Origin of the sequence: Bacillus cereus (assembly GCF_007678085.1) — a bacterium.
GTDB classification, from domain to species: domain Bacteria; phylum Bacillota; class Bacilli; order Bacillales; family Bacillaceae_G; genus Bacillus_A; species Bacillus_A cereus_BE.
In genome coordinates this window covers 334,775-361,752 of record NZ_VEDW01000002.1, presented here as the reverse complement: position 1 = coordinate 361,752, position 26,978 = coordinate 334,775, and the positions used below count along the sequence as shown (strand labels likewise).

The window sequence follows — 26,978 nt, the reverse complement described above, 5'->3', positions numbered from 1 at the left end:
AACTTATATAAAAACATTTTGTCTTTGTTTGCAATGACTACACATTACATTTGAGATGTGGTTGCGTACTGTTTTTTCGCTGATAAAAAGTTCACCTGCAATTTCCTTCGTTGTTTTATCTTGAACCAGCAATTCAAATACTTCTCTCTCTCTCTTTGTGAGTAACGGTTTAGATTGATACGCTTTTTCCTTCAACTGGTATAACCCTCCTTGCTTAAGCCAGAGCCGTGTATGTGTAAGTTGGGTGTTTATTTAGTCAAGATATTGTATGAACGAAATGTGCGGGTGGTGAATGAAAATGGGCTTTATTTCACATGTTATTTTAGACTTTTATACAGTGCGTTCAATCTTTGTATCCACTCACTTTTCAGTACGCCATATTTGTTCTAGTAATATGCTGACAACGGTACCTACGAACAACCCATTTCCGAATATATATTGCATAACAGACGGTAAGGATTGGAGTGCTCCAGATGGCAAAAACATAACACCGCTTCCAAATAATACAGCAACTCCTAAAATCGTTACATTCCTTTCACTCATTGGCACTTGTTTTATATTATGAAATCCAATTCCAATTAGCTGTACGAACGAAGCCATTAAAACTGCAGATGCGACAGCGGATGGCAACGATGCTAAGTAACGAATAACACTCGGAAACAGCGACATTACGACTAGTAACATACATGCTAGTAAGAACGATCGTATATACTTTTGTTTCGTTAAACGTATAAATCCTGCTGTCGCGGGTAGCGGCACGACACCTACAGTTGAAAATACAGAAGAAATGATATGCGAAATGCCTCCAACCCATGTACCATCCTTCAACTGTTTCTGTTCAATAGTCCCTTTTTGAATGGTAGCTTGATTAATTGCTATAATAGCTGCCACTGTATTAGAAACTAAAATACATACCATAACGAAACTTGATACAGCCATACCTGTATTCCATTTCGGAAGTCCCCAAGCAAATATTTGTGGAAGTTGCACAAAATGAGTTACTTGAGATGGAATCGTCACTTTTCCTGCAATTAGAAAAAGAATCCACCCACTAATTAATCCTATTAAAACCGCATAACTTTTGACAAAACCTTTTCCAAAATTAGATAGTATAATAACGAAAAGAAATATGCTAAACGCAATTATCGCTGTAAATCCATCGATTTGAGAAGCAGTAGCGGTAATTCCTAGCATTCCTTTTAAAAATACGCCACTCAATTGTAAACATAATAAAAGTAAAAACGTCCCTGTCACAAGCGGCGTAAATAAAAATAAAATGCGTCCGATAAAACCAGTTACCCCTAATCCAATTAAAATAACACCGGAAATTATCATTCCTAATTCTAAAATTTGCAACGTACTATGTAATTGATCTTGTCCGACCGTTGCGTAAGCAAGCACGGTAAATACTCCAACCCAAGATCCCGCTGGCCCATCCGCAATTGGTAGTCTATGTCCAAGCCATCCTTGTAAAAAAGAAGATATACCAACTACAAAAAATGTACGCTGCATTAAATAAAATATTTCTTCCGTCGTAAGATGAAATAATCCGCCAACGACAATTGGTAATGCGATTGAATTCGCTAATAAAAATATAAACCATTGCAAAGTTCCCATAATATGATTTTGATTATGTTGATTGTCCAAATTTTTCATCCTTTCTAGCTTCCCTATAAGAAATATATAGTAAGCATAAAAAAGAAGGATTCTACACTCACAATTAGAACCCTCCTCAAAACATTTAAACGATTCTTTTATACAAGATTATTTAATTCCACCTCATTTAAACTTCCAACAACAATATTCCCTTTATGTACGACTAAACACTTCTCTGTTTGGCGCGCTACCGCTTCGGCAGTACATGATGCATTCGTCAAAACAAAACTCGCTTCATCTCCTACATTCGGCCATGCTCGCTTTCCTTCATTATTTAACGTTTCTTTTCCTCCCGTAATAAAGCGAAGGGCTTTCCCTAAAGACCGTTCATCACTCCACCCAAAACGTTCCGCTAATCGATTTGCCTTTTGTAGCATATCGCCAGTTCCAAACGGTGACCAATGATCCGTAATACTATCATTTCCTAACGAGACTTTCACACCTTTTTTATCTAATAACGGAATCGGGATTACTTGTTTCCCAATGGGAACGGTTGAAGTAATATCAATGTTTAAAGCAGCTAATCTTTCTGCCACTTCTTCCGCTTCTTTATCCGTAACACCACCAAGTCCAAGTGCATGACTAATTGTTACGCGACCTTGCCATCCCGCTTCTTCTGTTAGACTTGCCAATCTCTTCATCGTAAAAGTTCCAAGATTATTCGCATCATGCAGGTGAATATCAACATCCGCATTAAACTCTACTGCAATATCCATAATGGTATGTAATGATTTTTCAATATCGTTATCCACTGTAGCCGGGTCCACACCACCTACTAGATGCGCACCCATACGCATCGCATCTTTCACAAGTTGTACAGAATTACTGCGCAATAATCCATGTTGCGGAAAAGCAACGATTCTACCAGAAACCTGATTTTTATATGTTTCCAGCGCCGCTAACGTCGCCTCCAAATTACCAAGTCCAATAATCGGATCAACATTACAATGCGTTCTTATATTCGTTGCACCATTTCGAAGCAATAACGCTAGCATATTTTCCGCCCTATCTTGAGCAGTTGCTAATTGCTTCGGCAAAATTTTTTCTTCTTCATTAAAACGTGTGAAAATACTCTCTGCTGGCATACAGGCTTTCCAAGGACCACTATAATACGTCTTATCAATATGAATATGCATCTCTTCGAAAGCTGGCAACATTAATAAGCGCTTGGCATCAAAAATTAATACCCCCTCCTCTTGAACAGCCCCCGCTATCATTTTTTTAATTCGTCCATCTTCAATGAGTAAACTACATAACTCTGTTTCTGTTTGGGAAATTCTCCCCTCTTCATATGTATATCCTGATTCAAGCATTACATTAGTTAACCAATATACTGTCATCTCTATTTCCCACCCTTTATTAGAAATCACCTCATAACTATAAGTTTAATATCAACTGAAAATTAAGACAATTAATACGACTGTTCCCTAAAAAAATGTAATACAACCTCATAGTCTTCTCATAAATTTCTATATAGAATAGAAGTATATAGTTTGCTATAAAAAGGAGTGGATTGGAAGATGTCAAAAAGATTATATAAATCTGAAACTGATAAAATGCTATTTGGTATATGCGGTGGTTTAGGAGAATATTTTGATATTAGCTCTACCCTTATTCGCATACTTTGGGTCATTGCTATTTTATGTTTTGGGACGGGGTTTTTAGTTTATTTTATTTGTTTATTACTTATGCCACGCTCTTACTAATAACATTCTTTCATCTGTTTGAGCACAGCGTATAAAAATCCCCCTATAGGTTTTTCTATAGGGGATTTTTTCATGAAGAATATTTCATCGTTAAATGTAATACTGCTACTTCATCTTCTTCATTTCTATAACTATGTTTCTTATTCGCTTCAAATTGAATAGAGTCAAACTCATTTAATTCGTATACATCGCTTTCTACTTGAATCGATACTTTCCCTTTCATTACTGTTACAAGCTCAATCGCACCTTCATGATGAGCTTCTGGTTCATATATACTATTCGATCTTAAACAAGCACGGTGCATTTCCATTCCCGTTTCTTTCGTATAACGGAACATCGTTTCTAAGTGCCACGCTTGTCCTGCATCTACTGCAAATCCTTCTCCGCAGCGCGCAACAGCTACAGGTTCTCCAACAACCATCAATCTCGATAAAGGAATCGATAACCCTTTCGTTATTTTCCAAATAACAGCTAATGTCGGATTCGTTTCGCCTCTTTCAATCTTTCCTAATGTTAATTTACTAACCCCTGTTTTTTGGGCTAATTCTTCTAAACTTAATTTTTGTTCATTTCGAATTTGTCTTAATAGCTGACCTACTTGCTGAATGACTTCTTTCGTCTGCATATCTTCATGTTCTTTCATCTATAAAACCACCTTAAAGTATAAAATAGTTTACTTTTATCTTTTTAAAGTATATTATACTATACATAATCATCAAATTCCGAAAGGAGTGCTATACTTTATGCGCGCAATTTTATTAGGCCTTTTATCATCAGCCTTTTTTTCCGCAACCTTTATTATTAATCGAGCGATGAATGTATCTGGAACAAGCTGGGCTTGGACAGCTTCCTTCCGTTTTTTATTTGCTCTCCCTATTTTATTCCTTATCGTTTTATTTCGCAAAAACTTAAGGGGGTTATGGGAAGAATTAAAGAAACATCCATTAGCGTGGATTGGATGGGGGTCTGTTGCTGGTATTGGTTTCTATTCTTTATTAAGTTTTGCAGCTGTCTTTTCTCCAGCTTGGCTCGTCGCTGGAACTTGGCAAGTTACTATATTAGCAGGGTTACTTTTATCCCCATTATTCTTCATTAAAATAGAAACGAAATCAGGCACAAAACTTGTACGTGGAAAAATTCCACTTCGCAGTTTATATGTTGCATTATTTATTTTACTTGGTGTAATTTGCATGCAAGCAACTGCTGCAGGTCATATTACAATGACTCAGTTTATTTCAGGATTTTTACCTGTCGTAGTAGCAGCCTTCTTATATCCATTCGGCAACAGAAAAATGATGGAACTTGTTGGCGGGCGTCTCGATACGTTTCAACGTGTATTAGGAATGGCAATCGGAAGTCTTCCTATAACAATTTTACTTGGTATATACGGATTTTCTACTACTGGTATTCCAACATCAAGTCAAATGTTGCAAGGTTTTTTGTTAGCATTATGTTCTGGCGTAATTGCAACGATGACATTTTTCTTTGCTACTGACTTAGCAAAAGATAACCTCGCTCTACTGGGAGCTGTTGAAGCAACGCAAGCTGGAACGATGGTCTTTACCGTGCTTGGCGAAATTGTTTTCTTAAATGGTTCATTCCCTGGTGGTCTTTCCCTACTTGGAATGATTATTATTATGTTAGGAATGGTTGCAAATAGCATCTTAAACCGTTCTGTTCCAGTAGTTAAACAGAAAAAAACAGCGTAAAAAAGAGTATGGTTCTATAATAAAGAACCATACTCTTTTTTTATTGTCCCCCTATTTCGCCTTATCAGAATAGTATTTCATTAGCTGTTTATACTAAAACCTATGTTATAATACGTTTCATGTGCAATATTAGGAGGTAAATTATGTTAAAAAAAGCAATCGCTGAATTTATTGGTACATTTGTACTTGTATTATTCGGAACTGGAGTAGCTGTCATTGGCGGCGGAATTGAAGGAATTGGAACATTAGGAATCGCTATGGCTTTCGGTCTATCTATTGTGGCTATGGCATATAGCATCGGAACAATTTCTGGATGTCACATCAACCCAGCAGTATCAGTAGCTATGTTCATCAACAAAAGAATGAACGCTATGGAACTTTGTTATTATGTATTAGCTCAAGTTTTAGGTGGTTTATTAGGAACTGCAACATTGGTGACAATTTTACAATCTGCTAAAACACCTTTAGATAATTTAGGTCAAAATGGTTTTGGAACTCTTGGTTTATCTGGAGCATTTCTATTTGAATTTATTTTAACTTTCGTATTCGTATTAGTTATCGTTGCTGTAACAGGTAAAAAAGGAAGTTCTTCTCTAGCAGGATTAGTAATTGGTTTCACATTAGTTTTAGTTCACTTATTAGGTATTCCGTTAACTGGAACTTCTGTTAACCCAGCTCGTAGTATCGCACCAGCTTTATTCGCTGGCGGAGAAGCACTTTCTCAACTATGGGTATTCATCGTTGCACCAATTCTTGGTGGTATCGTAGCAGCTATCGTAGGTAAATTCATTTTAAATACTGAAAAATAGAATTTTCAATATTTCTGAATAAAAAAAGGCGAGCCCTCATTATGAGGATGCTCGCTTTTTTACTCTTTCATTTTAGACTTTAAATTTGTAACTAATTGATCTACCGTTACATTTGCAAGTACGTTTTCCATCGCTTCTTGCGCTTGCATTAAAATAATTTCTAATACTGATTGAATATTAGCTCCTACTGGACATTCAATGTTGGGATTTTCATGGAAGGAAAATAGCTGTCCTTCTTCTACGACTTCCACTGCTTTATATACATCAAGTAATGTAATTTCTTCTAAATCACGAGCAAGTGTCGTACCACCTTTACCAGCTTGTACATCAACAAGTCCTGCTCTCTTCAACATTCCTGTAATGCGACGAATCACAACTGGATTTGTATTCACACTACCAGCAATCCATTCAGAGGTACAGCGAGAGTTTCGATCTATCGCAAGTAACGTCAACATATGAACACCTACTGTAAAACGACTACTAATCCCCATCTGCACACCCTCCTTTGTATTCATTCTATTAAAAGACGACTCTTATTATTATATACTATTTTTAATTTATACATAAAGAAAAAGCATGATTTCAATAGGAAATCATACTTTTCTCTCATTATTGACGCTTTATAAATTTCGCTAAGTCTTTAAATTTCACTTTGTCTGAGTAATTCATTACGCCGTTTACATAAATGCGGCTTGTAACAGCACTTAATATGCCGATTGTCACTAAAAGAATCACCATTGTTATCGTAATTTCTAACATACCAGCTTCACCAGCTACAAAACGTGAGAATGTGATCATCGGGCTGAAGAATGGAACATAAGAACTTACCACAACAACAGTACTGTTTGGATCACCTAGCGATTTAATACTTATAAAGAACGCTGCCATTATTAAAATCGATACTGGCAATATAACACCTTGTAAATCCTCAGTCCTAGAAACAACCGCTCCAGCAGCTGCATACATCATCGCATAAAGGAAATATCCTGTAACAAAATAAATAAGGAACATACCGATAACTTGTGCATCTATCTTTGTAAAATCAATTGGCGCTCCAAATAATGAACCATTTTCTAAATCTACCCATCCTAGTAAACAAGGAACCAAGTAACCACATGCCAATATAGCAAGTTGTAATAACGCCGTTGAAACAACCGCTAAAATTTTGGCATACATCATCGTAAGTGGTTTTACTTTCGGAATCATAACTTCCATAACGCGAGAAGCTTTCTCAGAAGCAATATTCATCGCAATTGTACTTCCGAACATGACAATAAACATATACAAAGCAAATATAAAGAAATATGCAATTCCTGCGGAAGCAGAACGATCTTTTATTGCTTCTTGTTTCACAGAAATTTCGGTTTGCAATTGCTGTGCAATTTCTGTTGAAACATTATTTTGGGCAATCGTCACCATCGTATATTGTTGCTTTAAATAGCCTGCCATAATTGCAGAAGTTGCTTGGCTTGGAAATCCATTATACACATATGTAATCGATGGAGCCCCATTCTTTTCCGTCACATGGAATAGACCATCTAAATCACCTTCTTCTACTTGCTTATGCAGTTTATCAAAATTATCCTTTGAACCAACTGTTATTTTTGCTGATGGCAATAGCTTATTTAGCTCTTCTTTTTGTACTTTATATGTGGCACTCTCTACTACAACTGCAATTTTATCTTTATCCTTATTTTTATCATCATCTGAAGTAAAATGATTAAATGCAAAAATCCCAAACACAACTAAAAATAAAATCGCACTCGTAATTAATGATTTTTTAGATAAAAATGCTTCTCTAAAATAAAATGAAAATACGTGAGAAAATTTACGCATCGTTATTTCGCCCTCTCTACAAAGATTTCGTTTAACGTCGGCTCTAACATTTTAAATTGTCGTAAAGTAACACCTTGTTCTTGCAACTGTTGTAAAATCTTTAGAGCTTCTGCATCATCTTGCACTTGCATATAAAGAAGGCCTTGTTGTTTTTCATATGATACATGAATAGCTTCTAATCCCTTCTCATTCTCTTCTGTATCTTCAATCGTTAAATTACGGAAACCATATTCTTTTTTAATATCACTTAACTGGCCTTTTACGACCGCTTCGCCTTTTTTCAAAATACATACATGTTGGCAAAAAGCCTCTACTTGTTCCATACGATGACTAGATAAAATAATCGTCTTTCCGCTCTGTACTTGTTCTTCAATAATGCTAGCTAACATTCCAGCATTAACTGGGTCTAGTCCGCTAAACGGTTCATCTAAAATGAGAAGTTCAGGATTATGAAGAAGGGCAGCAATTAATTGGATTTTTTGCTGGTTCCCTTTCGAAAGCTCTCCTGCCGTTTTAAATTTATATTCTGGTATTGCTAATCGCTCTAACCAGTGATCAATAGCAAGATCTACCTCTTTTTTCGTCATTCCTTCTAATCTACCAAAATATCGCAGCTGGTCTACTACTCTACTTTTTGTATATAAACCTCTTTCTTCTGGTAAATAACCAATTGTTACCCCACTAGTCCCAAATGATTTTCCATCCCATGTAATAGAGCCTTCATTAGGCGTTAATAATCCGAGAAGCATTTTGATTGTCGTTGTTTTCCCTGCACCATTTCGTCCAAGTAATCCTAGCACTTCACCTTTTGGTAACGAAATTTGCAAGCCGTTAACCGCTTTTGATTCCCCAAATAGTTTCGTTAAGTTTTGAATTTGTAAACTCAAAGTATAAAGCCTCCCCTTTAGTATCATTCATACTCTCTTTCAAAGACTATGTTTATGCAGGATAAAATATAGCACTACGCTTCATCCTCTTAATATGTAACATCGCCTCAATCCATCATTTGTTCTATTTAGTTAAAATTGTAAATAACATCTCATTATTTGTCAATTATAATTGTCATTTCGACAATTAAACTTGTCAAAATAATTCCCATCATTTTTTCTCATCTTTCTAATATAGGACATACTACTATATATACAAAAGACAATATGCAAATGTTCATACAAAAATTATTATTTTTCGATATATAATATTAACTGATTTTCTAACACCAAGGAGGATACATATGAAGATGAAGAGGGGCATTACCACTTTATTATCTGTAGCGGTTCTATCTACATCACTTGTAGCATGTTCAGGAACACAAGAGAAAACAGTGGCGAAGGAAGAGAAAGTAAAATTAACAGAACAGCAACTAATGGCTGATTTATGGTATCAAACAGCTGGCGAAACGAAAGCACTTTATTACCAAGGGTACAATATGGGTCAATTGAAGCTTGATGCAGCTCTTGCAAAAGGGACAGAAAAAAAACCTGCTATCGTACTTGATTTAGATGAAACGGTTTTAGACAACAGTCCTCATCAAGCAATGAGCGTAAAAACAGGAAAAGGCTATCCGTATAAATGGGATGACTGGATTAATAAGGCTGAAGCTGAAGCCCTTCCAGGCTCAATTGATTTCTTAAAATATACGGAGTCTAAAGGTGTAGATATTTACTACATCTCAAATCGTAAAACGAACCAACTAGATGCAACAATTAAAAATCTTGAGCGTGTAGGTGCTCCTCAAGCAACGAAAGAACATATATTACTACAAGATCCGAAAGAAAAAGGAAAAGAAAAACGCCGTGAGCTCGTTTCTCAAACACATGATATTGTCTTATTCTTCGGCGATAACTTATCTGATTTCACTGGTTTTGATGGAAAATCTGTAAAAGATCGCAATCAAGCAGTCGCAGATTCAAAAGCACAATTTGGTGAGAAATTTATTATTTTCCCGAATCCAATGTATGGCGATTGGGAAGGCGCTTTATATGATTATGATTTCAAAAAATCAGATGCAGAAAAAGATAAAATCCGCCATGACAACTTAAAATCATTTGATACAAAATAAAGAGGATGGCATGCGCCATCCTCTTTATTGCATATTTCTCGTTAAAGGCAAAATAAACACTTCTACACGTCTATTTTTCGCCTTTCCTTCTTGCGTATCATTTTGGGCAATTGAACGGTATTCTCCGTAACCTACTGCACTAAATTTCCCTGGCTGTAATTCTTTATTTTGCAGTAATACTTGCATAAAATTAACTGCCCGCTGCGTACTTAATTCCCAATTCGATGCAAATTGCGCATTTGCAATAGGAACATTATCTGTATGTCCAGATACCGTAATTTCCCGAGGTGATGCTGAAACAAGTAAATTAGACATTTCTTTCGCAATACTTAGCGACTCTAATTTCACGTCCGCTTTCCCAGAATCAAATAGTACATTTTCTAATATCGTTACCTTTAATCCTTTTTCTGTTAAATCAGTTTTAAAAGAAGAAGATAATCTATTTTCCTCAATATACTTATCGATACCTTTTTGTACCGCTTTTAATTCGTTCATTTCTTGCTGCTTTACTTCAGCTTCCGCACTCTTTTTAATCTTCTCAGACTCTAAACTACTTGCTGATAACTCTTTCTCTTCATTCGGCTTTTGATCACTTAAAAACTCTTTATTTCCTGTTCCACCTGCTAGTTCACTTCGAAACGCTACTGCCATCTGTTTGAACTTTGCAGCATCTATACTACTCATCGCAAATAAAACGATGAACAATGCAAATAACAACGTTAACATATCAGAATAAGGGATTAACCAAGTTTCATCGATATGTTCATCATGCTTTTTCTTCTTACTTCTTCTATTTTTTTTACTCCGCATTTTTTTCTGCCCCTTTTTCAAGCTTTTTACGCTCAGTTGCAGAAAGTGCACCTAAAATGCGGTTCTTCATAATAAACGGATATGTACCCTCTTGTAACATTAATAAACAATCAATAATTAAACGTTTTTTCTCGATTTCAGCTGCAGATTTTTGTTTTAACTTATTTGCAAATGGATGCCATAATACATAACCTGAAAAAATACCAAAAATCGTTGCAATAAATGCACCTGAAATAGCATGTCCTAACTTTTCAATATCAGTTAAATTACCAAGTGCAGCTACAAGACCGATAACAGCACCTAAAACCCCTAATGTCGGTGCATATGTACCAGCTTGTGAAAAAATTGCCGCTCCTTTTGCATGCCTTTCTTCAATTGCTTCTAATTCTGCTTCTAAAATCTGCTCTAAATCTTCTGCGGATACGCCATCAATCACAAATTTCATACCACGCAAAAGAAATTCATCTTGAATTTTGTCTAATTGTTGCTCTAAAGACAAAATACCGTATTTTCTACTTTCTGATGTCCAATGAACAAACAATTCTAGCAACTGTTCATAACTTAAATCCTTTTTATTTGAACCAAAAAGAACTTTAAATAATTTCGGAACCCTTTTTAGTTGATTCATCGGAAATGCTATACATACTGCAGCTAATGTACCGATAAAAATAATTAATGCTGCGGCAGGATTCAATAAGGCTGTTACGTCAGCGCCCTTGACGACCATCCCTACTACCACTGCTACAAATCCTAAAATGAGTCCAATAATTGTTGCAAAATCCATTCCCATTCACTCCTAGTCTATACAAGAAGTTCTTCATTCTCGATAATCGCTACATCTTCTTATGTATATATATTACATAAAAAATGAATTTCATGAAAGATAAGAAATGAATTATATGAAAAAATACTACAATTTCACACATTTTCTGACATTTTCTTTGCATTTCTATTACGTTACGACTCTTATATTTCTTTTTCAGTAAACTAGACTTATAATAAAAAACGATACATATTTTATTAAGAAAGGACTGTGATTACAAGGCATCATGAAAAAAATAATCATTATTTCTGCCACTACTATTGTAATCGGTATCGCTTCTTTCGCTTACTTTGGTTCTAAATCACTACTGCAAAATGAGGCGAAAGCTGTCGAAAGTCAACAGCATAGTAACCACCAAAAAGAAGAGATTCCTGCTTTTCCAAAAGCTGATCATAATGCAAAGAAACTAGACAATGATTTTTCCGTTGTAACAAATCCAGAGTCTAATCTTGTCTTAGTTAATAAACATCGAAAACTACCAGACGGATACACACCTGAAGACTTAACAAGACCAAACGTACCATTTACTAGTCCAAAAGATAAAGAAAAAACATTACTGCGCAAAGATGCTGCAGATGCGCTTGAAAATATGTTTGAAGCGGCAAAGAAGGAAGGGCTTGAACTTACAGCTGTATCTGGTTATCGTTCCTACAAACGCCAAAAATCATTACATGATACATACGTTAGACGTCAAGGAAAAGCTGAAGCTGATTCAGTAAGTGCCATTCCTGGTACAAGTGAACATCAAACTGGTTTAGCAATGGATATTAGTTCAAAATCTGCTAAATTCCAATTAGAGCCTATTTTCGGAGAGACAGCCGAAGGAAAATGGGTTGCAGAACATGCTCATGAATTTGGCTTTGTCATTCGTTATTTAGAAGATAAAACAGAAACAACAGAATATGCATATGAACCGTGGCATTTACGCTACGTTGGTAACCCATACGCTACATACATATATAAACATCATTTAACATTAGAAGAAGCAATGAAAGACAAAAAATAAGAGAGCCATTTGCTCTCTTATTTTTCTTTCACTCTATCATTGTAGTAATTTTTTCTTCCACTCTTCAGGCCACGGTTCGCCTCTTCCCGTTTTTTTCGATGCTTGAACCATCATTCCACGACCAACTAAGCAAACCTCCCCTTCTGCGTTCTTCACCATATAATGCAAATCTAAAGAAGAATTCCCAACCGATCCCGCTTTTACATACACCTTCAACTGTTCATCAAAATATATTTGTTTAATAAAATTACATTGTAAATCTGCAACAACGATCATCGTTTCTGAAGATTCATGCGTCCATTCTTGCATAAATCCAAGTTCTTTAAACAATGCGATACGCGCCTCTTCAAAATAGGTAAAGGCAACAACATTATTTACATGCCCAAACATATCTACTTCACCAAAACGAACTTTTACAGGATTGTAAAATGAAAAACCACTTTCCCATTGCTCAAAGTCTTCAATATAAGAAATCCTCTTCATTGTTCTCTCTCCTTTTCACCTTCAAAATAAACAGAATAAACAGAAAAATAAAGTTATAAATATTGCCTCTTCAACATGAAGAGGCAATATTTATTAATAGTTATTGTCGCTACCAAAGAAATCTTTGAACGATTGAATTGTTGTATCACGGTTTAATGCCGCAATTGAAGTTGTTAATGGAATACCCTTTGGACATGATTGCACACAGTTTTGAGAGTTACCACAGTTTGCAAGTCCGCCATCTCCCATAATTGCACGTAGGCGATCTGCTTTATGCATTTCACCCGTTGGATGTGAGTTAAATAAACGAGCTTGTGATAACGGTGCTGGTCCAATAAAGTCAGATTTACTATTTACGTTTGGACATGATTCTAAGCAAACACCACATGTCATACATTTTGAAAGCTCATAAGCCCACTGACGTTTCTTCTCAGGCATTCTTGGTCCTGGTCCTAAGTCATACGTACCATCAATCGGAATCCAAGCTTTAACGCGTTTTAAAGCATTAAACATGCGACTACGGTCAACTTGTAAGTCACGTACAACTGGGAATGTCTTCATCGGCTTTAAGCGGATTGGTTGTTCTAACTGATCAATAAGAGCTGTACATGATTGACGTGGTTTTCCGTTAATTACCATCGAACATGCACCACATACTTCCTCTAAGCAGTTCATATCCCACGCAATCGGAGTCGTTTGGTTTCCTTTTGAATCAACAGGATTACGACGAATTTCCATAAGCGCCGAAATAATATTCATATTTGGACGATACGGAATTTCAAACTCTTGGTCAAATTCTTGTGCATCTGGTCCATCTTGTCTCGTAATGATGAGGCGGATTGTTTTCTCAGACATGTTGTTTATCCCCCTTCTCTTCACCCTTAGCAGCTACATCATGTTTTGAAGAATAGTCACGTTTACGTGGTTTAATTAATGAAACATCCACGTCTTCGTAATGGAATGCTGGTGCATTTCCTTCTCCTTCAAATTTTGCCATCGTAGTTTTTAAGAAGTTTGCATCATCACGATTTGGGAATTCAGGTTTGTAATGTGCCCCACGGCTCTCATTACGGTTATATGCTCCAATTGTAATAACACGTGCTAACTCAAACATATTTGCAAGTTGGCGTGTAAATGAAGCACCTTGGTTACTCCATCTTGCTGTATCGTTAATGTTAATACGTTTGTAACGAGCCATTAACTCTTCAATTTTTGCATCTGTTTCTAATAACTTTTTATTTTCACGAACTACTGTAACGTTATCTGTCATCCATTCTCCAAGCTCTTTATGAAGAACATACGCATTTTCGTTACCATCGAGCGTTAAAATATTGTTAAATTTCTCTGTTTCGATCAATTCATTTTGTTCATACACAGTAGATGAAACAGCATCTGATGATTTAGTAAGACCTTTCATATATTCAATTGCATTTGGTCCTGCTACCATACCACCATAAATTGCTGATAATAGTGAGTTCGCACCAAGGCGGTTACCACCGTGCATAGAATAATCACACTCACCTGCTGCAAATAAACCTGGAATGCTTGTCATCTGCTTATAATCAACCCATAGTCCGCCCATTGAATAGTGAACAGCTGGGAAGATTTTCATTGGTAGTTTACGAGGATCATCACCTGTAAACTTCTCATAGATTTCAATAATTCCACCAAGTTTAATATCTAGTTCTTTCGGATCTTTATGCGAAAGATCTAAGTACACCATGTTTTCACCGTTAATACCTAGTTTTTGCTCTACGCAAACATCAAAGATTTCACGCGTTGCAATATCACGAGGTACAAGGTTTCCGTAAGCCGGATATTTTTCTTCTAAGAAGTACCATGGTTTACCATCTTTATATGTCCAAACACGTCCACCTTCACCACGTGCTGATTCACTCATAAGACGTAATTTATCGTCTCCAGGAATTGCCGTTGGATGAATTTGAATGAACTCACCGTTTGCATAATATGCGCCTTGTTGATATACAGCAGAAGCTGCTGTACCTGTATTAATAATAGAGTTAGTTGATTTTCCAAAGATGATACCAGGGCCCCCTGTTGCCATAATCACGGCATCAGCTTGGAAACTTTTAATCTCCATAGTTTGTAAGTCTTGTGCAACGATTCCTCGGCACACACCTTCGTCATCCACAACAGCTCGTAAGAAATCCCAACCCTCATATTTCGTTACAAGTCCCGCTACTTCGTGACGACGTACTTGCTCATCTAATGCATATAGTAATTGCTGTCCAGTTGTTGCACCAGCAAATGCTGTACGGTGATGTTGCGTTCCACCAAAACGACGGAAATCAAGAAGTCCTTCTTCCGTACGGTTAAACATAACACCCATACGGTCCATTAAATGAATGATACCAGGTGCTGCTTCACACATTGCTTTAACTGGTGGTTGGTTCGCTAAGAAGTCCCCACCATAAATTGTATCGTCAAAGTGGATCCATGGAGAATCCCCTTCACCTTTCGTATTTACGGCACCGTTAATTCCACCTTGGGCACATACAGAATGCGAACGTTTTACTGGTACTAAAGAGAACAGTTCAACATTTACTCCTGCTTCCGCCGCTTTAATCGTTGCCATTAAGCCAGCCAAGCCACCGCCGACTACTATAAGTTTCCCTTTCATGCTCTCCCACTCCTTACTGGTTTGCTAGCTGTGGATCGATGAACGCTAATAATGCACTCACACCTACATAAGATAGACCTAAGAAAATAGCTAATGTTACATAAGTAGAGATTCTTTGTGAACGTGGAGATACTGTAATTCCCCAGCTGATGCAGAATGTCCATAGTCCATTTGCAAAGTGGAAAATTGTTGAAACAACACCGACTAAGTAGAATGCAAACATAGCTGGATTGTTTAAAATATCTGCCATCATATCATAGTTTACCTCTTTACCTAACATTGCTTGAATACGAGTTTCCCAGACGTGCCAAGAAATGAAGATCAGCGTAACGATACCTGAAATTCTTTGGAAGACGAACATCCAGTTACGGAAATAGCCGTAAGAAACCGCATTGTTCTTAGCTGTAAATGCAATATATAAGCCATATATAGCATGGTACAGTATCGGTAAAAAGATGATGAAAATCTCTAGCGCGTACCGGAATGGAAGGAGCTCCATAAAGCCTGCAGCTTTGTTAAAAGCCTCTGCTCCTCGTGTTGCAAAGTTGTTTACAATTAAATGTTGCGTCAAAAAGACACCAACCGGGATGACCCCCATTAATGAGTGCCACTTACGAAACGTATACTCGCGGCCTTTCATGTCCCCATTACCCCCCTTGAATGTTTGACTGCTGTTTTCAGATTAGTTTACAACAATAATGTTTTTTCACTATTGGCATAAGAAAAACTGAAAAAATTATTCGAAATATTTCAGCATAATTTGATACCAAGTTCATTTTACTCCTATTTTTGTCGAAGCGTCAAGAAAACGTATACATAATTTGCATATAATTTGCCAATTCTTTTTTTCTTCTTATATATTCAGATTTTCCCTAAGAAAAATCTGTTTTTATAAATGAGAAATGTTATATAATAATCCCTATAGAAAGAGGGGAATATTGTGAGTAAAAATACAATCGATACAACATCTTTAGACGATGTTTCATTGAACGCCTTCGCTTATGAATTGCTACGTGAAGAATTACTACCTGATTTAATTGGGAACGATTTAGATGGTATTTTATACTGGTCCGGTAGAAACCTTGCAAGAAAATATCCACTAGAAACAATTGAAGAAGTCATTCAGTTCTTCGAAAAAGCTGGCTGGGGCACTTTAAGCATTATTGAACATAAGCGTCGTGAAATGCAGTTCCAACTTAAAGGCACACTCATTGCTGAACGTCAAAAACAAAACAGACATTCTTCTTATCAATTAGAAGCTGGATTCATCGCTGAACAAATTCAAAAGCAACGAAACGTCGTTGCAGAGTCCTACGAAGAAAAGAAAAAACGTTCAGACTCTATTACATTTCTTGTGAAATGGGATATAAAAGATCTCATTGAAGTGTAGCATTACCTGCAGTCAACTAGACCTATAAGTTTAGTTGACTTTTTTGTATTTTCATTCAGTTAGGTTTATTTTAAATCTTCAGAAATTATACCAGGAAATAGAAGACGTTGTAAACTACAACGTCTTCTTATCCGCTAAATAAGTATAAATCGTCTCTGCGACATTTTTCGGCATACCAGCTTCGACAAATTCAGCTACAGAAGCTTCCTTCATCTTCTTTAATGAACCAAAATGTTTTAACAATACCTTTTTCCGTTTATCACCGATTCCTGGAATATCATCCAGTGCTGATTGAATAACAGATTTCCCGTGTAATTGACGATGAAATGTAATCGCAAATCGATGCACTTCATCTTGAATGCGCTGCAATAAATAAAATTCTTGGCTATTTCTCTCAAGCATCACAGGTTCAGGTGGATCCCCAATAATTAAATGGGAGGTTTTATGTTTGTCATCTTTTACAAGACCTGCCATCGGAATATATAAACCAAGTTCATTTTCTAGAACATCACTTACAGCTGCCAGATGACCTTTTCCACCATCAATAATGATTAAATCTGGTAAAGGCAAACTCTCTTTCAGTGCCCTTGTATACCGACGTCTCACAACTTCTCTCATAGACTCATAATCATCTGGTCCTTGAACCGTTTTAATTTTATATTTCCTGTATTCTTTCTTAGCTGGTTTCCCATCAATAAAAGCAATCATTGCAGAAACAGGATTTGTCCCTTGAATATTTGAGTTATCAAACGCTTCAATACGATATGGCGTTTCAATTCCGAGCTGCTTCCCTAAATTCTCTACAGCTTTAATCGTTCGCTCTTCATCACGCTCAATTAAGTAGAATTTCTCTTCAAGAGCAATCTTCGCATTTTTATTTGCTAATTCTACAAGATCTTTTTTCTTACCACGTTTCGGCTGGGTCGCTTCCACTTCTAAAAAGCGCTCTACTAACTCTGAGTCTATACTTCCTGGAACGACAATTTCCTTCGGCTTAAAATGACTGCTGTTCTCATAAAATTGACCGATAAACGTTAAAAATCCCTCTTCTGGTTCATCGTAAATTGGAAACATAGAAACATCACGTTCAATTAGCTTTCCTTTTCGAACGAAGAAAACTTGAACACACATCCATCCTTTATCAACTGCATACCCAAACACATCACGATCCACTAAGTCACTCATGATCATCTTTTGTTTTTCCATAATCGCATCGATATGAGCAATTTGATCACGTAACTCTTTTGCACGTTCAAATTCTAGTTTCTCTGAAGCTTCATACATCTTTGTTTCTAATTCTGAACGAACTTCTTTATGTCCACCATTTAAAAATTTAATAATTTCATCTACAATTTCTTTGTTTTGTTCTTCCGTCACTTCTTTCACACAAGGTGCTAAACATTGACCCATATGATAATATAAACAAACTTTATCAGGCATATTTGAGCACTTACGAAGCGGATACATACGATCTAGCAATTTTTTCGTTTCATGAGCTGATTGCGCATTCGGATAAGGGCCAAAATACTTTCCTCTATCCTTTTTTACGTTTCGCGTAATGAGTAATCGTGGCTGTTTCTCAGCTGTAATTTTAATAAAAGGATATGTTTTATCATCTTTTAATTGAATATTATATTTTGGATCATGTTTTTTTATTAAGTTTAACTCTAAAATGAGAGCCTCTAGATTCGAGGAGGTTACAATATATTCAAAATCTACAATTTCCCCTACAAGCCGCAGTGTTTTTCCATCATGTGAACCAGTAAAGTACGAGCGCACACGATTTTTAAGCACTTTTGCTTTTCCGACATATATAACCGTTCCTTGCTTATCTTTCATTAAATAACAACCAGGTTGATCCGGTAAAATAGCCAATTTTTCTTTTAAATGTTCGTGCACTCGTTACCCTCCATTTCTACATGCTTAGCATTTTTATTTTCACATGAAAACATACTATGCCAAAACACCTAACATACGTTCCTTTATTGTAACGGAAAGGTGTAAAAAAGGAAAATAAAAAAAGCTACCAAATGGTAGCCCCTTTATTTTAGAAGTGTTTAGAAACTAATTCTACTAACGCTTCTTTCGGTTTGTAACCTAACGCTTGATCAACTACTTTACCATCTTTTAATACGAAAAGAGCTGGAATGCTCATTACTTCGAATTGACGAGCAGTTTCTTGGTTTTCATCCACGTCTACTTTTACTACTTTTACTTTTTCGCCTAGTTCTGCATCAATTTCCTCTAATACAGGAGCGATCATTTTACAAGGTCCACACCAAGGTGCCCAGAAATCTAATAATACAACACCTTCGCTAGTTTCAGCTGCGAAGCTTTGGTCATTTGCGTTTACAATTGCCATTTTATTTCCTCCTTCAAGTATATTCTACCAAGAGTATATCATTAACTTATATACGTGGCGAATAATATGTATCGTTATGTATTGTAACAAAAAAGTGTTCCTTTATACTATATAAAAATACGGATTAAATACTAAAAAGATGAGAGACAGGGGATCTCTCACCTTTTTCTATATATAGGGGTACTTCACTTGGAACTCAAGGGTACTCAAATCATGAATGTACTTTTAACTTTTTAAACTCTTCTGTTAAAAGAGGTAAGACTTCAAATAAATCGCCAACAATACCATAATCAGCTACTTTGAAGATACTTGCTTCTGGGTCTTTATTAATCGCAACGATTATTTTTGAGTTAGACATACCAGCTAAATGCTGAATCGCACCCGAAATACCGCATGCAATGTATAAGTCTGGCGTAACAACTTTACCAGTTTGACCAATTTGTAATGAGTAATCGCAATACTCAGCGTCACAAGCACCACGAGATGCTCCAACAGCGCCGCCTAATACGTCCGCTAACTCTTTTAATGGCTTGAATCCTTCTTCACTCTTCACACCGCGTCCGCCAGCGATAATAACTTTTGCTTCAGAAAGATCAACACCTTCTGCAGTTTTACGGACGACATCTTGAATGATTGTACGTAGGTCTTTTACATCTACTGTAATAGAAGACACGTCACCACTGCGAGATTCATCTTTTTCAAGCGTTGCAATGTTATTTGGACGCACTGTCGCAAATAAGATGCCGTCTGTTACAATCTTCTTCTCAAACGCTTTACCAGAGTAAATTGGACGAGTGAAGATAACATTTCCACCTTCAACTTCTAAAGCAGTTACGTCAGAAACTAGACCAGCTTCAAGCTTCGCTGCTAATTTTGGTGATAAATCTTTACCAAGTGCTGTATGTCCAAATACAATACCTTCTGGATTTTCTTCAGCATATACAGCTAAAAACGCTTGTGCATAACCGTCAGATGTATATGACTTTAATTTATCATTTTCAACTGTCACAACGCGATCTGCACCGTAATGAATCAATTCATTTGCAAAAGAGGCAACGCTGTCTCCAACTAGAAGACCTACTACTTCACCGCCTTCTGCAATTGTTTTTGCTGCTGCTACCGCTTCAAACGAAACGTTACGTAGCGATCCATCACGAACTTCACCCATTACCAATACTTTACGAGCCATAGATTTTCCCTCCTGCATATATAATTTCGTATTTTATTAGATTACTTTCGCTTCTGTATGGAGCAACGATACAAGTTCTTTTACTTGATCTTGCAGCTCGCCTTGTAACACTTTTCCTGCATCTTTCTTAGGAGGCAAATAGATTTCAATTGTTTTTGTCTTTGCTTCCACATCATCTTCTTCTAAATCTAAATCATCTAATTCTACTTCTTCTAGTGGCTTTTTCTTCGCTTTCATAATACCTGGAAGCGATGGATAACGAGGTTCATTTAAACCTTGTTGTGCTGTTACTAAAACTGGTAATGAAGTTTCAATCACTTCCGTATCACCTTCAACATCACGCTCAATCTTCACGTTTGTACCGTCAATTTCAAGTTTTGTAATTGTCGTTACGTATGGAATATTTAACGCTTCTGCTACACGCGGACCAACTTGTCCAGATGCACCATCAATTGCAACGTTCCCGCCTAAAATTAAATCTGCATCTTTATCTTTTAAATATTCAGCAAGTACTTTTGCTGTCGTGAACTGGTCACCATTTTCCACATCATCTTCAATATTAATTAATACCGCTTTATCGCAGCCCATCGCTAATGCTGTACGAAGTTCTTTCTCACTATCTTCGCCACCGACTGTTACAACAGTAACTTCTCCACCTTGTGCGTCTCTTACTTGAATTGCTTCTTCAATCGCATATTCGTCGTAAGGGTTGATGATGAATTCCGCTTCGCCATCGTAAATTGCACCGTTTTTAATTACGATTTTTTCTTCTGTATCAAATGTTCGTTTCATGAGTACGTAGATGTTCATTCCATTTACCCCCTTGTTTTTCAGAAAGATTCTATCAATTTTAATTTTCTGTTAATTTATATTAAAAAAATAATTGAACTACCTGCCACTAAATGAAGGTTTACGCTTTTCTAAAAACGCTGCTACACCTTCTCTTCCATCTTCACCCGTAAATACTTCACCAAAGATTTGAGCTTCGCGTTGTACACCTTCATAATAATGAGACGATTTCGTCGTTTGCAATAACTCTAGTACAGCACGAGTCGTCGCTGGGCTTTTTCCAGCAATCTGTTTTGCAACTTTAAGCGTATCATCTAACAATGTTTCTTCAGCAAAAACTCCGTTAACAAGTCCCCATTTTAATGCTTCTGCACCAGTAATCGGTGTACTTGTTAACATCATTTCACAAGCTTTCGCTTTCCCAACATAACGTGGTAATCGCTGTGTACCTGCAAATCCAGGAATTAATCCAAGTGTTAATTCAGGTAAACCAAGTTTTGCACTTTCAGTTGCAAAGCGCATGTGGCAAGACATAGCAAACTCAAGGCCGCCGCCAAGTGCCGCTCCATGAATTGCCGCGATAACTGGTTTTGAACATTTTTCAACACGCTCAAACGTAACTTGTCCAAGCTGCGCTAATTCAGTCGCTTGCTTCGCTTCAGTAACAGATGTAAATTCTTTAATATCTGCTCCTGCTGAGAAGAAGCGCCCTTCACCGTGAATTACAACAACACGAATGTTATCATCTTTCTCCACTTGATCAATTAATTCAGTAACGTCATGCATAACTTGTGAAGACATCGCGTTAGCCGGCGCATGATTTAACGTCGCCACCGCGATATGATCTTCAACTCTTACAGATAGGAATTTCAACATGATCCCTCCCATTATTGACGATAACCACAAGCTGCAATAAGTAGCCCATGTACCGTTTTTGAAAGTGCGACCAGATCATACTTATGATCGCTCATTACCCAATTGGTCACAACTTCATCTACTGTTCCAAAGATCATTTGTCTTGCCACGCGGACATTTAAATCCGCTTGGAATTCACCTTGCTTTATACCTGTCTCTAAAATCTCATCCATAACTTGTAAGTAGCCTTTTAATACTTCGTTTATTTTCAGGCGTAAGTCTTGATTGGACTGTCTTAGCTCTAATTGCGTAACGATAGCAAGAGGATCATTTTGTGACAACAGCAAGAAGTGCGTTTCTACCAACATGAACAATTTCGATACAGCGCTTTCAATTCCTGCTGTTTTTTGACGAATTGTTTCGACAAATTCTCCCATCTTCTCTTGGAATAAGGATATTAATATATCTTCTTTATTTTTAAAATATAAGTAAATCGTGCCATCAGCTACCCCAGCTTGCTTTGCTATTTTAGAAACTTGCGCTTGGTGGTACCCATTCTCCGCAATCACAATGACTGCCGCATCAATAATTTGATTGTATTTCGGTCTATTTTTCTTCACTTTACTGTCCCCTTCAAGAAGATGACTGAATGAATGAATAGTCATTCATATTCTTATAATACTGACTATTTAGAAAAGTGTCAATCCTATTTTTTCAAAAAGAAAGGGCCTTAGCCCGTTTGCTCATCCTCATTCTTTCTTTTCTCTTCATCTATTAGGACACGGCGTAAAATTTTTCCGACTGTCGTTTTCGGCAGTTCATCTCTAAACTCATATACTTTCGGCACTTTATAAGCTGCTAAATATTTACGCGCAAACTGGTTTAATTCTTCCTCAGAACACTCCATACCTTCTTTTAACACAACAAATGCTTTAACTGTCTCTCCCCGGTACGGATCGGGAACTCCAATCGTCACTACTTCTTGCACTTTTTCATGCTCATATAATACTTCTTCTACTTCACGAGGATACACATTAAATCCACTCGCAACAATCATATCTTTCTTACGATCTTTCACATAGAAAAATCCATCTTCATCCATGTAACCAACATCCCCTGTATGGAGCCATCCGTCTTGTAATACAGCTGCTGTTTCTTCAGGCTTATTCCAATACCCTTTCATAATTTGAGGACCTTTTACTACAATTTCACCGATTTCTCCCGGTGGTAATGCCTCACCAGTTTCAAGCGACATAATTATTGCTTCTGTATCTGGCCATGGAACTCCAATGCTACCTGGTACTCGCTTTTCCCATAAAAAGTTACTATGTGTAACCGGGGATGATTCCGTTAAACCGTATCCCTCTACTAGTTTACCACCTGTAACTGTTTCAAATTTTTCCTGTACTTCGACTGGGAGCGGCGCTGAACCACTAATACAAGCACGAATAGAAGAAATATCGTATCCTTTTAATAGGGGGCTATTTAAAAGAGCGATATAAATAGTTGGTGCCCCTGGAAACAATGTCACTTTATGCTTCTTAATCGCTTCAAAAACCATTTTCATATCAAACTTTGGAATGAGCACCATTTTGTATCCTTGCATAATACTTAAATTCATAACAGCTGTCATACCATAAACATGGAAAAATGGAAGAACCCCAAGAACGACTTCTTCACCTTCGTTGCAATTATATAACCAATGAACCCCCATCAACGTGTTAGAAACGAGGTTTTTATGCGTTAACATAACTCCTTTCGGAAATCCTGTTGTTCCGCCTGTGTATTGTAAAAGAGCTAGATCATTTTCAGGATCACAAGGCACTTCAACATCCGTATTCACTTCTTTTTCTACTGAATTCCAAAGGTGAATCGTTTCACTTTCTGATACTTTCACAACTAAATTCGACTGTTTTTTCTGCACAAATGGATACAATAGATTTTTAGGGAAGGGTAAAAAGTCCGCAATACGAGTTACGATAATATGTTCAATTTTTGTAGCGGATTGAACATTCGTTACTCTTGGAAACACTAAATCGAGGCAAAGAATTACTTTTGCTCCCGAATCATGAAGCTGGTATTCTAATTCTCTTTCTGTATATAGTGGATTTGTTTGTACTACGATACCTCCTGCAAGTAATGTACCGTAATAACCAATTACAGATTGCGGACAGTTCGGCAACATAATAGCAACTCGATCACCCTTTTCCACACCTAGCTTTTGAAGATAATTTGCAAACCTCTTCACCTTATCATGGAAGTCTGAAAATGTAATATCCTTCCCTAAAAAGTGAAGCGCTTTCTTTTGTGGATAGCGAGAAGCCATCTGTTCTACATATCCATGAAGCGGCTGAATATCATAAGAAATCGTACCTGGAATTTCCTCTGGATAACTTTTCAACCATGGTTTTTCCACCTTCATTCCCCCTTCAAATACATAAAAAATAAATGAATGTTCATTCATGATGGTTGTTTTCATTATATTATAGTCTCCATAACGTTACAATCATAATATTCTGACTTTTATATAACTATGCTTCACTCCATTAACTTCTTATTATATGTACAAACTCTCCTAATCTTAAAAGAATGAGAGAGTTATTATTTAACTTAACCTTATTATCGTTAACACAGCTCCTGGTGTAGTCGTTGATAATGTTGCAACAGCTAACAAACCAAATAGTTGCAAACTAATGGCACTTCCAGCCGCAAGAGTCGTAATAATTGTTGCACTAAATGATGTAGTTGCTAATGCGGGAGAATTGATCGTTCCAGCAAGCGGTGCACCATTAATTGTAATTCTCGAACTGACTAATAACGAAGCCGTTATATTAATCGTATATGAAATATAATAATTCCCTGCATTTGCAACCGTAAATACCGTGTTTCCCCCAGATACAGTAATTCCTGGACCGATATTCTGATTGTTTGGAAGCGGGACATTCGTTCCACCAAGAAGTACCGATATTGCTGAACCAGACGTATTATTTGCAAACGCGTAGGTTGCCGTTATACTTGTGCCAGTTGCTCCCGTTGCTCCGGTTTCACCTGTTGGACCCGTTGAACCTGTTATTCCTGTTGCTCCTGTTGCTCCCGTTGGTCCCGTTGAACCTGTTATTCCTGTTGCTCCCGTCGGACCTGTTGCCCCTGTTATTCCCGTCGCTCCCGTTGGACCTGTTGCTCCTGTTATTCCCGTCGCTCCCGTTGGACCTGTTGCTCCTGTTATTCCCGTCGCTCCCGTTGGGCCTGTGTCACCTGTTGCCCCCGTTGCTCCTGTTATTCCTGTTGCTCCCGTCGGACCTGTTGGGCCCAGCTTAGGAACTGTCCCATCACAACTAAAACAGCATGAATCAACATGTACACCATTTTGATTATTACACCCACAATATCCATTTATATTATTGCTCCATAAAGACATGTTGATCACTTCCTTTACGTTCAATCTTGTAAGTACAATCACCGAGTTAGAAAACACCTATCTGAATAACAGAGAAACACTTTACCTAGTGGGGGTAAACACAGATTTATTCCATACATTCTAGTAATTATTACATGCGATTTGCTCTCTTTTCGCTTGTACTTTCGCCCCATCTCCACTGATTATTAGTTGAATCAATCGGGCGTTTACGAGCAACCCGACTTTCACCAAACTTCTTTTCTACAGCCGAATTTTTAGGTGGGAGTCTTACCGCCCGGCGAATAGCAGGATAAATAACGACTACATTATATAAAAATCTGTATAATTTGTTGTTTTTCGTCAAAATTTTAAAAAAATATTGACACTTAAAATATCCTCATAGTATGATTTGGTTGTTGTAATTGATAACGATTTTCACTTATGGTACTAATTACAAAAAATACTTTATTTGGGGGCAGAAGATGAAGAAAATTCTCAGTATTTTCATAGTAATTCTTCTATTCGCTGTTGGATGCGGACAGCAAAAAGAGGAGAAAAAAGAAACAAAGACAGACGATAAGAAACAAGCTATAACAATTAAACACGCTGAAGGGGAAACAAAGTTAGATAAACCAGCGAAAAAAGTTGTTGTACTTGAGTGGGTATATTCAGAAGACTTATTAGCGCTTGGTGTTCAGCCAGTAGGGATGGCAGACATTAAGAATTATAATAAATGGGTAAATACAGCAACAAAACCAGGTAAAGATGTTGTAGATGTAGGGACACGTCAACAACCAAACTTAGAAGAAATTAGCCGTCTAAAACCAGATTTAATTATCACAGCTTCATTCCGTAGTAAAGCTATAAAAAACGAATTAGAGCAAATTGCACCAACAGTTATGTTTGATCCATCAACAAGCAATAACGATCACTTTGCTGAGATGACAGAAACATTTAAACAAATCGCAAAAGCAGTTGGAAAAGAAGAAGAAGGTAAAAAAGTATTAGCTGATATGGATAAAGCATTCGCTGATGCAAAAGCAAAAATTGAAAAAGCAAACTTAAAAGATAAAAATATCGCGATGGTACAAGCATTTACAGCTAAAAACGTACCAACATTCCGTATCTTAACTGACAATTCTACAGCTTTACAAGTTACAAAAAAATTAGGTTTAACAAATACATTTGAAGCTGGAAAATCTGAGCCAGATGGTTTCAAACAAACAACTGTAGAATCATTACAAAGTGTACAAGATTCTAACTTCATTTACATTGTAGCGGATGATGATAACATTTTTGACACGCAACTAAAAGGGAACCCTGCTTGGGAAGGATTGAATTTCAAAAAAGAAGACAAAATGTATAAGTTAAAAGGCGACACTTGGATTTTCGGTGGTCCTGAATCTGCAAAATCTTTAGCAACACAAGTAGCAGATGTAATGACAGCGAAGAAGTGAT

The 26,978-nt window shown here is 36.9% G+C and carries 28 protein-coding genes; 7 read left to right on the top strand and 21 right to left on the bottom strand.

What is annotated here, in order from left to right; genetic code table 11:
- Positions 1 to 3: 3 nt before the first annotated feature.
- From FS742_RS11020 to FS742_RS11010, 3 genes are all read right to left on the bottom strand, one after another.
- A complete protein-coding gene (locus FS742_RS11020) occupies positions 4 to 195 on the bottom strand; it encodes a helix-turn-helix domain-containing protein (RefSeq protein ID WP_144612334.1) in 192 nt (63 codons plus the stop codon).
- Positions 196 to 360: 165 nt separating this feature from the next.
- Complete coding sequence (locus FS742_RS11015; RefSeq protein WP_144612333.1) at positions 361 to 1,656, bottom strand: purine/pyrimidine permease; 1,296 nt, start codon at positions 1,654 to 1,656, stop codon at positions 361 to 363.
- Positions 1,657 to 1,754: 98 nt separating this feature from the next.
- Positions 1,755 to 2,996, bottom strand: coding sequence for an amidohydrolase family protein (locus tag FS742_RS11010; protein WP_144612332.1), 1,242 nt, complete (start codon positions 2,994 to 2,996; stop codon positions 1,755 to 1,757).
- A gap of 180 nt (positions 2,997 to 3,176) precedes the next feature.
- Here FS742_RS11010 and FS742_RS11005 point away from each other — a divergent pair, with 180 nt between their 5' ends.
- Complete coding sequence (locus FS742_RS11005) at positions 3,177 to 3,362, top strand: PspC domain-containing protein (RefSeq protein WP_002129290.1); 186 nt, start codon at positions 3,177 to 3,179, stop codon at positions 3,360 to 3,362.
- Between the two features lie 70 nt (positions 3,363 to 3,432).
- Here the strand turns inward: FS742_RS11005 and FS742_RS11000 are convergent, their stop codons facing one another.
- A complete protein-coding gene (locus FS742_RS11000) occupies positions 3,433 to 4,005 on the bottom strand; it encodes a helix-turn-helix domain-containing protein (protein ID WP_000658045.1) in 573 nt (190 codons plus the stop codon).
- Between the two features lie 100 nt (positions 4,006 to 4,105).
- On the opposite strand from FS742_RS11000, the gene FS742_RS10995 reads away from it, so the two are divergent.
- Both FS742_RS10995 and FS742_RS10990 read left to right on the top strand, forming a co-directional pair.
- Positions 4,106 to 5,071: a DMT family transporter gene (locus FS742_RS10995; protein WP_144612331.1), complete on the top strand. Its 966-nt coding sequence runs from the start codon at positions 4,106 to 4,108 to the stop codon at positions 5,069 to 5,071.
- A 143-nt stretch (positions 5,072 to 5,214) separates the two neighbouring features.
- Positions 5,215 to 5,880, top strand: a complete 666-nt coding sequence (locus tag FS742_RS10990; protein ID WP_144612330.1) for an aquaporin — start codon at positions 5,215 to 5,217, stop codon at positions 5,878 to 5,880.
- A 59-nt stretch (positions 5,881 to 5,939) separates the two neighbouring features.
- Here the strand turns inward: FS742_RS10990 and FS742_RS10985 are convergent, their stop codons facing one another.
- From FS742_RS10985 to FS742_RS10975, 3 genes are all read right to left on the bottom strand, one after another.
- Entirely contained in the window at positions 5,940 to 6,371 is a 432-nt protein-coding gene (locus FS742_RS10985) for an Rrf2 family transcriptional regulator (protein WP_000512998.1), read from the bottom strand.
- Between the two features lie 118 nt (positions 6,372 to 6,489).
- Positions 6,490 to 7,716, bottom strand: coding sequence for an ABC transporter permease (locus FS742_RS10980; protein ID WP_144612329.1), 1,227 nt, complete (start codon positions 7,714 to 7,716; stop codon positions 6,490 to 6,492).
- 2 nt (positions 7,717 to 7,718) lie between these two features.
- On the bottom strand, positions 7,719 to 8,603 hold the full coding sequence (locus tag FS742_RS10975) for an ABC transporter ATP-binding protein (protein ID WP_144612328.1): 885 nt from the start codon (positions 8,601 to 8,603) through the stop codon (positions 7,719 to 7,721).
- A 344-nt stretch (positions 8,604 to 8,947) separates the two neighbouring features.
- Between FS742_RS10975 and FS742_RS10970 the strand changes: the two genes are divergently transcribed.
- Positions 8,948 to 9,775, top strand: coding sequence for a 5'-nucleotidase, lipoprotein e(P4) family (locus tag FS742_RS10970; RefSeq protein ID WP_144612327.1), 828 nt, complete (start codon positions 8,948 to 8,950; stop codon positions 9,773 to 9,775).
- Between the two features lie 24 nt (positions 9,776 to 9,799).
- Here the strand turns inward: FS742_RS10970 and motB are convergent, their stop codons facing one another.
- Positions 9,800 to 10,585 carry a flagellar motor protein MotB gene (motB, locus tag FS742_RS10965; protein WP_144612326.1) on the bottom strand — a complete coding sequence of 262 codons (786 nt, stop codon included), beginning with the start codon at positions 10,583 to 10,585 and terminating at the stop codon, positions 9,800 to 9,802.
- A complete protein-coding gene (gene motA, locus FS742_RS10960; RefSeq protein ID WP_087957104.1) occupies positions 10,575 to 11,369 on the bottom strand; it encodes a flagellar motor stator protein MotA in 795 nt (264 codons plus the stop codon). Before motA ends, motB begins: the two co-directional genes overlap by 11 nt.
- Before the next feature lie 265 nt (positions 11,370 to 11,634).
- On the opposite strand from motA, the gene FS742_RS10955 reads away from it, so the two are divergent.
- Entirely contained in the window at positions 11,635 to 12,414 is a 780-nt protein-coding gene (locus FS742_RS10955) for a M15 family metallopeptidase (protein WP_144612325.1), read from the top strand.
- 36 nt (positions 12,415 to 12,450) lie between these two features.
- Here the strand turns inward: FS742_RS10955 and FS742_RS10950 are convergent, their stop codons facing one another.
- The 4 genes from FS742_RS10950 to sdhC form a co-directional block, all read right to left on the bottom strand.
- A complete protein-coding gene (locus FS742_RS10950; protein ID WP_000822740.1) occupies positions 12,451 to 12,897 on the bottom strand; it encodes an acyl-CoA thioesterase in 447 nt (148 codons plus the stop codon).
- A gap of 93 nt (positions 12,898 to 12,990) precedes the next feature.
- On the bottom strand, positions 12,991 to 13,752 hold the full coding sequence (gene sdhB / locus FS742_RS10945; protein WP_001291830.1) for a succinate dehydrogenase iron-sulfur subunit: 762 nt from the start codon (positions 13,750 to 13,752) through the stop codon (positions 12,991 to 12,993).
- Positions 13,745 to 15,538, bottom strand: a complete 1,794-nt coding sequence (gene sdhA, locus FS742_RS10940) for a succinate dehydrogenase flavoprotein subunit (RefSeq protein WP_048531519.1) — start codon at positions 15,536 to 15,538, stop codon at positions 13,745 to 13,747. The genes sdhB and sdhA overlap by 8 nt, the downstream gene beginning before the upstream one ends.
- Before the next feature lie 13 nt (positions 15,539 to 15,551).
- Positions 15,552 to 16,178: a succinate dehydrogenase cytochrome B558 gene (gene sdhC / locus FS742_RS10935; protein ID WP_000678354.1), complete on the bottom strand. Its 627-nt coding sequence runs from the start codon at positions 16,176 to 16,178 to the stop codon at positions 15,552 to 15,554.
- A gap of 300 nt (positions 16,179 to 16,478) precedes the next feature.
- Between sdhC and FS742_RS10930 the strand changes: the two genes are divergently transcribed.
- Positions 16,479 to 16,928 (top strand): YslB family protein, encoded by a 450-nt coding sequence (locus FS742_RS10930; RefSeq protein WP_144612324.1) that lies wholly within the window; start codon positions 16,479 to 16,481, stop codon positions 16,926 to 16,928.
- Positions 16,929 to 17,042: 114 nt separating this feature from the next.
- Here the strand turns inward: FS742_RS10930 and uvrC are convergent, their stop codons facing one another.
- The 8 genes from uvrC to FS742_RS10890 all read right to left on the bottom strand — a co-directional run bounded on the left by uvrC (position 17,043) and on the right by FS742_RS10890 (position 25,541).
- Complete coding sequence (gene uvrC, locus FS742_RS10925; RefSeq protein ID WP_144612323.1) at positions 17,043 to 18,827, bottom strand: excinuclease ABC subunit C; 1,785 nt, start codon at positions 18,825 to 18,827, stop codon at positions 17,043 to 17,045.
- Between the two features lie 148 nt (positions 18,828 to 18,975).
- On the bottom strand, positions 18,976 to 19,290 hold the full coding sequence (trxA, locus tag FS742_RS10920; protein WP_001018943.1) for a thioredoxin: 315 nt from the start codon (positions 19,288 to 19,290) through the stop codon (positions 18,976 to 18,978).
- Positions 19,291 to 19,501: 211 nt separating this feature from the next.
- Positions 19,502 to 20,479 carry an electron transfer flavoprotein subunit alpha gene (gene etfA / locus FS742_RS10915; RefSeq protein ID WP_016086063.1) on the bottom strand — a complete coding sequence of 326 codons (978 nt, stop codon included), beginning with the start codon at positions 20,477 to 20,479 and terminating at the stop codon, positions 19,502 to 19,504.
- A 36-nt stretch (positions 20,480 to 20,515) separates the two neighbouring features.
- Positions 20,516 to 21,289, bottom strand: a complete 774-nt coding sequence (gene etfB, locus FS742_RS10910; RefSeq protein ID WP_001029031.1) for an electron transfer flavoprotein subunit beta — start codon at positions 21,287 to 21,289, stop codon at positions 20,516 to 20,518.
- Between the two features lie 78 nt (positions 21,290 to 21,367).
- Positions 21,368 to 22,144: an enoyl-CoA hydratase gene (locus tag FS742_RS10905; RefSeq protein WP_144612322.1), complete on the bottom strand. Its 777-nt coding sequence runs from the start codon at positions 22,142 to 22,144 to the stop codon at positions 21,368 to 21,370.
- Positions 22,145 to 22,155: 11 nt separating this feature from the next.
- On the bottom strand, positions 22,156 to 22,743 hold the full coding sequence (locus FS742_RS10900) for a TetR/AcrR family transcriptional regulator (protein ID WP_000742223.1): 588 nt from the start codon (positions 22,741 to 22,743) through the stop codon (positions 22,156 to 22,158).
- A 110-nt stretch (positions 22,744 to 22,853) separates the two neighbouring features.
- Complete coding sequence (locus tag FS742_RS10895) at positions 22,854 to 24,539, bottom strand: long-chain-fatty-acid--CoA ligase (RefSeq protein WP_144612320.1); 1,686 nt, start codon at positions 24,537 to 24,539, stop codon at positions 22,854 to 22,856.
- 189 nt (positions 24,540 to 24,728) lie between these two features.
- Positions 24,729 to 25,541, bottom strand: coding sequence for a collagen-like protein (locus tag FS742_RS10890; protein WP_144612319.1), 813 nt, complete (start codon positions 25,539 to 25,541; stop codon positions 24,729 to 24,731).
- A 461-nt stretch (positions 25,542 to 26,002) separates the two neighbouring features.
- Here FS742_RS10890 and FS742_RS10880 point away from each other — a divergent pair, with 461 nt between their 5' ends.
- Positions 26,003 to 26,977 carry an ABC transporter substrate-binding protein gene (locus FS742_RS10880; RefSeq protein WP_144612317.1) on the top strand — a complete coding sequence of 325 codons (975 nt, stop codon included), beginning with the start codon at positions 26,003 to 26,005 and terminating at the stop codon, positions 26,975 to 26,977.
- Position 26,978 lies beyond the last annotated feature (1 nt).